Origin of the sequence: Armatimonas sp., from assembly GCF_031410135.1 — a bacterium.
In the GTDB taxonomy this organism is placed as follows: domain Bacteria; phylum Armatimonadota; class Armatimonadia; order Armatimonadales; family Armatimonadaceae; genus Armatimonas.
Genome location: NZ_JANNYP010000052.1, coordinates 1 through 5,364, shown reverse-complemented (window position 1 = coordinate 5,364; position 5,364 = coordinate 1). Strand labels below are relative to the sequence as shown.

4 protein-coding genes are annotated in these 5,364 nt (G+C 59.8%); 2 read left to right on the top strand and 2 right to left on the bottom strand.

Translation table 11 applies throughout. The annotated features are described in order from the left end of the window. Positions 1 to 228 precede the first annotated feature (228 nt). Both RMO15_RS01800 and RMO15_RS01795 read right to left on the bottom strand, forming a co-directional pair. Entirely contained in the window at positions 229 to 495 is a 267-nt protein-coding gene (locus RMO15_RS01800) for a hypothetical protein (protein WP_309707263.1), read from the bottom strand. A gap of 67 nt (positions 496 to 562) precedes the next feature. Beyond that, the gene (locus tag RMO15_RS01795; RefSeq protein ID WP_309707261.1) at positions 563 to 1,666 is read right to left on the bottom strand and encodes a matrixin family metalloprotease; all 1,104 of its coding nucleotides are present in this window, start codon (positions 1,664 to 1,666) and stop codon (positions 563 to 565) included. A 66-nt stretch (positions 1,667 to 1,732) separates the two neighbouring features. Between RMO15_RS01795 and RMO15_RS01790 the strand changes: the two genes are divergently transcribed. Continuing rightward, positions 1,733 to 4,198: a tetratricopeptide repeat protein gene (locus RMO15_RS01790; RefSeq protein ID WP_309707259.1), complete on the top strand. Its 2,466-nt coding sequence runs from the start codon at positions 1,733 to 1,735 to the stop codon at positions 4,196 to 4,198. Beyond that, positions 4,195 to 5,364, top strand: a 1,170-nt coding sequence (locus RMO15_RS01785; RefSeq protein ID WP_309707257.1) for a tetratricopeptide repeat protein, incomplete at its 3' end; no start/stop codon positions are given. The genes RMO15_RS01790 and RMO15_RS01785, both read left to right, overlap by 4 nt.

Sequence of the window (5,364 nt, the reverse complement as noted above, 5' to 3'; positions counted from 1 at the left end):
TCGATAGTGTGAGAGCTGAAAAGCAATAAGTATCGTGATAATTTCGCTTTGACACAGGCTGCGTTTTCGTTGCCTTGATCGAGAGGAGGTGACCTGATATTTTCGTAGTTCTGGGAGAAATTCTTGGCAGAAATCATCAATCTCACAGAAGAGATCGAGTAGACTAAGCATGGGTTGGGACTCCTAAAACCGTGTTGTAAGCTAACTCAGTTTACCGGAATCCCGAACTCACGTTATGGTTAGGGTATTAGGACTGACATTCTCCAGCGCGATTTCACCACCAGACGGTCCGGGACAGACGAGATTGATCTTCCGTGCGCTGACGGAGAACTCGGCAAAGTTATTGCCGGAGCCACCACTGTCGCCGCCGCCGCCGCCGCTGGTGCAGCCTTGGAGGATGGCTACGGAAGTGATTACGGAGAGTGTCAGTGCCGTGAGAAAGCTGCTGCGCGTCAGGCGCAGGGGCTGAGTAGGTTCCGAAGTGTTGCTTTTCATAGTTGTCTTTCCTTAACTCCAATGTCGCCGATCTTCGTCGGCGGCGCGTCATTCGTGCACTATATCCCTAGGACTTAGGCGCGATATGCAGCTGACAATCAACGATCTTGGTTCGCGTCCGGCCCGTGCCGGTAGCACGAGAGATCGGACGAGACCGACCGTCGAAAATGTTGTACATGTTCATCATCGTATTGAGATCTCGCTGGGTAATCACAAGAGTATTGTTGCTGACCGAGGGAAACATCGTATCGGTTGAGACAGTGCTATGCTCTCCAATCCCCAAAGCATGGCCAAACTCATGGCAGGCGAGTGCCACGACGGCTTTTCGGTTTTCAGGATCGGTTATCGAAGGAAGCTTTGCAGGATCAAATATCATCACAGCGTCTTCTATAGGAGTAGGGCTCGCATTATTCACGTAGCCTACGGATGTAAAAGCACTTGACGATGCCACAGCTCCCATTTTGATCACAATTTGTGCGCTTGCTTGATTGGTGACCACGGAGTATCCAAAGCTTGAGCCGAGTGCTTTCATCCATCTCTCAATGCCTTCCCTGATCACAGCTTGCATGTCCGCGCTGACATTGGGATCGAAGAATATCTTCAGATTGCCCGGCGCTGCCCAGAACGCAGGCTCCGTATCATCGTAGTTGGGGGTCAAGGGCTTGACACCAGTCCCTGCTGGTTCGTAGACGGCCGTGATCGTATCCCCGTCCACCACCGCGACGGGCAAGTCATTGATCGCCGCCGCCGTGCTAAAGCGTGCTCCCTTGTACTCCCAGCCTGCAAAGCGCCGGTCGCCATAGAGTGTGGGGGCAATGAGGAGATCTGCAATGCTAATGGAGGTCGTGGCGCTGACGGTACTGCCCGGTGTCAGCAGAGTCGTCTTTTTCAAGAGTTCGAGGGGAACGCTCCCCCGCGACCCGCGCACCGTGAGCTGGTAGCTACGGGTCGGCCCTCCCGTGGGAACCGGCGTCGGCGTCGGGATAGGTGTCGCAGTGGGAACCGGAGTCGCAGTGGGAATCGCCGTTGGTGTTGGTGTTGGCGTGGAGTCGGTCACGCCACCGCCACTGCTACAGCCCTGTAAGATGCCCATGGTGCACGTCACCGAGAACGCCAGTGCCGATAGAAAGCCGCCTCGGGTGAGGCGCAGGTGTTGAGTCTTGTTTTCCATGAGAGCACTCTAACACAGAACCCTGAAAGATTCCTGAAATCTAAAAATCCGCTATAATGAGGCCCTATGTCCCTGTGCTGGCGCATCGATCTCTTCGGCGGCCCTCGAATTATCTCCCCGAGCGGAGAGAGTGTCACGCACTTTAAGACCCAGAAATCCGCAGCGATGCTGGCCTATCTGGCACTGACGCTCCCGCGCTCACACCCGCGTGAGGTGCTGGCCGAGCGGTTCTGGCCCGATAAAGACCCGGCACACGGACGCAATAGCCTCTCTGCGGCTCTCTCGTCGCTACGCCCCGTGCTCGGCTCGGCGCTGGTAAGCGATAAGTTTCGGGTGGGGCTTGACCCAAATTGCGTCACGTGCGATGTGGCGGAGTTCGAGGTAAAGCTGGCGGCGGGTGATGTGATCGGGGCGGCGAAGCTCTCGGGAGCGGAGTTTCTCCCCGGCTTCTACGACGACTGGATTCTCATGGAGCGCGAGCGGCTTCAGGCGCGTTTCGAGGCGTGCTCGGAGCGGGCCATGGAGCGCACGGTAGGAAAAGCGGGGAGGCTCTACGGCTTCTCGTTGATCGAGAGCGCTTTTATCGGGCGGGAAGCCGAGCACGAGCAGGTTCTCCAGCACCTCTGGTCGGGCAAGCGCCTGCTAACTCTCAAGGGCATGGGCGGAGTGGGCAAGACCCGGCTGGCCCACGAGGTGGCAAGGCACTGCCGCGAGAGCTTCCCGGGTGGCGTTTTCTGGATCGGCCTGGAGGATCAACACAGCGGCGATGCGCTGCTTCGTCGCGTCGCAGCAGCACTCCACCTGCCGCTCCAGCCCAATATGCCGCTCAGTGAGCAGTTCGGGCGTGTGCTAACTCCTCGGGGCCGGACACTGCTGATTCTGGACAACACCGAGCAGATCCCCGATGCCCCCGTGGCGATTCGCAGCCTGCTGGCCAGTGCCTCGGAGTGTGTCTGCGTGGTGACCTCCCGCAAGAAACTGGGCCTTCGTTCCGAGCTCACCCTAGAGCTGAGCCCTCTTTCACTGCCTGCCGCCGAGCAGCTCTTTCGGGAGCGTGCGGTCGCCTCCCAGCTCGGAGCGCTCTTTCCGACCGAGAGCAGCGGAGCCGTGACCGAGCTGTGCCGCCGCCTAGACGGTCTGCCACTGGCGCTGGAGCTAGCAGCGGCACGCATCGCAACCCTCACGCCCCAGCAGATGCTGGATCGCTTTGAGGAACGCTTTCGCCTGCTTCAGAGTCAAACAGTGGATCTCCCCGAGCGTCACCGCACGCTTCGGGCGACCATTGACTGGAGCTTTGAGGTATTGCGCAGGGAAGAGCAGCAGTTACTAACCCAGCTCTCGGTGTTTGCGGGGCCGTTTTCCACCGACGATGCCGAGGCGGTCTGTGGCGGCATGGAGGTTCTGGAGGGGCTACTTGTCTTGCGGGAGAGCTCGCTCCTCAGTAGCGCCCAGCGAGAAGACCAGCGCGAGGCTCGCTTTGTCTTGCTGGAGTCGCTACGGGTCTACGCCACCGAGCGCCTCGCCGAGCAGCCCGAGCTTCAGGTGAGTACGCAGACGCGCCATGCCCGACACTTTCTCACGCTCGCGGAGGTGCAGCTCGCGCAGTTCAACACCCCCACCGAAGCTCAGGCACTGCGACGGCTCGATCTGCTCGCGGCGAATCTGCGTGAGGCGCTGGAGGTCGCGCCTCCGGAACTGGCCCCACGCCTCGCGTTGGCGCTGGCCCGCCCCCTCCAGCGGCGTGGATTCTTCACCGAGGCCATTGCCCCTCTGGAGCGCGGCCTTGCCGCGCACCGCCTCCCCGAGCTGGTCTGGGAGCGGGCCGGACTGCATTTCGATCTGGGTACCTACGACGATGCCACGCGCCTCGCGGAGGAAGCGCGGCAGCTTTACCTCGCCATCGGCGAGGTTGTCGGCGAGGCACGCTCGGAGAACTTGCTGGGGCAGATTGTCTACAAAGAGAAGCGCTGGAGTGCGGCGCGAGCACTCTTGCAACAAGCCAGTGAGCGCCTCGCGCCCACCGAGGCCACTCTGGAGCAGGCCATTGCCAAGAACAACCTGGCGCTCGTCGAGCTAGAAGACCCCGACGGCGACTCCGAGAGGGCCATCGTGCTTCTCACCGAAGCCCTCACCGTGCACCGCACTCTCGGCGATCTGCGGGGCGTCGCCGCCACCGTCACCAACCTGGGCAATCTCACATTTGCCCGGGAAGCGTGGGAGACAACCCGTCAGCACTTCACCGAATCACTCGACGTAGAACGGACCCTCGGCAATGTCTTTGGAATTGCACGGGCTCTGAACAACCTAGGAGAAACTGTGCAGCAGCAAGGCGAGAGTGAGCAAGCCCTGCGCTACTATGTGGCGGCTCACCAGCTCTTCGTGGAGCTTCGCCATGAGTACGCGGCCTACACCGAGTCCCTGATTGATGCGCTGGTGAGGGAAACTGTTGTCGTGGAAGAGAGAGTTGCCGAGCTTCGTCGAGAGCTGGTAGGCAAGAGCGCCGAAGAGATCGCCCAAGAAGTGTGGCCATGAGAGTCGCTCTGACACAAGAGACTCAAACACTTCGTGCGGAGATGATACGGTTAGAGACAGAAGCCTTAAAAACTATTGATCCTGCACGGAAGGTAAAGCTCTTTGAGCAGGCACTGGAGAAAGCACGTGCCGCGAGAGATGCTGAGAGTGAAGCCAGCCTTCTCCAGAACTTAGGGGAGGCGACCCAGATGCTTGATCTGAACCTGGCTCTGAGCTATTTCCAGCAGACCCAGACCGTCGCGCATGCCCTCCCTTCGCCGGGTCGAGAAGCCTACGCCCTGAGGGGACAGGCAGCTACCTACACCACCCTTCGGCAGAAAGCCAAGGCGATTGTCGCCCTGCAGGAAGGGGTGCGCCTCTACGGCACCGTCACGGATAAAGCGGGCCGAGCCGGGTTCCTGACCGCGTGTGCCTATACCTACCTCAACCTGGGGGAGATAGCCCAGGCACTGAAGCACCTAGAGCAGGCGGAGCAGTTGAGTCGGGAGGTGGGAGATCTTCGCGGAGCTGCCACCGCACGGAACATACATGGGGAGCTTTACCGGCGAACCAACCAGAACCAGAAAGCCCTAGAGAATGCACAAGTGCTTCTCTCTCTACACCGTGCGCTTAAGGATTCCCCCGAGGAAGTGATAGACACGATTGCTATCGCCCATCTCTATGCCCAGCAAGGGGAGGCGCAGAAGGCGCTGGGCTATTTCCTGGAGGCACTTAGGCTTGGGCAGGCTTATGCTCAGAGCATGCTGGTTGCAAAGGTGCTCTCAGAGATTGGCAGCCTCTACGAGAGCGAGGGCGACTTCGCCAATGCCCTTCACTACTCCCAGGAGGCACTCCAGCTCTTCCACATGTTGAACCAGAAGACCTCGCTGGCATGGCAGTATGGCAAGCTAGGAATCCTGTGGGCGCATCTAAAGCAGCCGGAGAAGGCCCTGACCTCCCTTAAGGAAGCCCTGCAGCTCAATGAGGCACTCAAGCTCAAAGCACAAACGGGAGAGACGCACCAGCAGTTCGGAGAGGTTTACCAGCAGCTCGGCCAGCCACAGAAAGCCCTCGCCTCCTACCAGAGGGCTCTCGCTCTGCAACGGGCTGCGGGAGACCCGCTGGGGGAGGCCACCACCCTGACACACCTCGCGGAGCTGTATCAGGAAAAACAGCCCGCCCTGGCG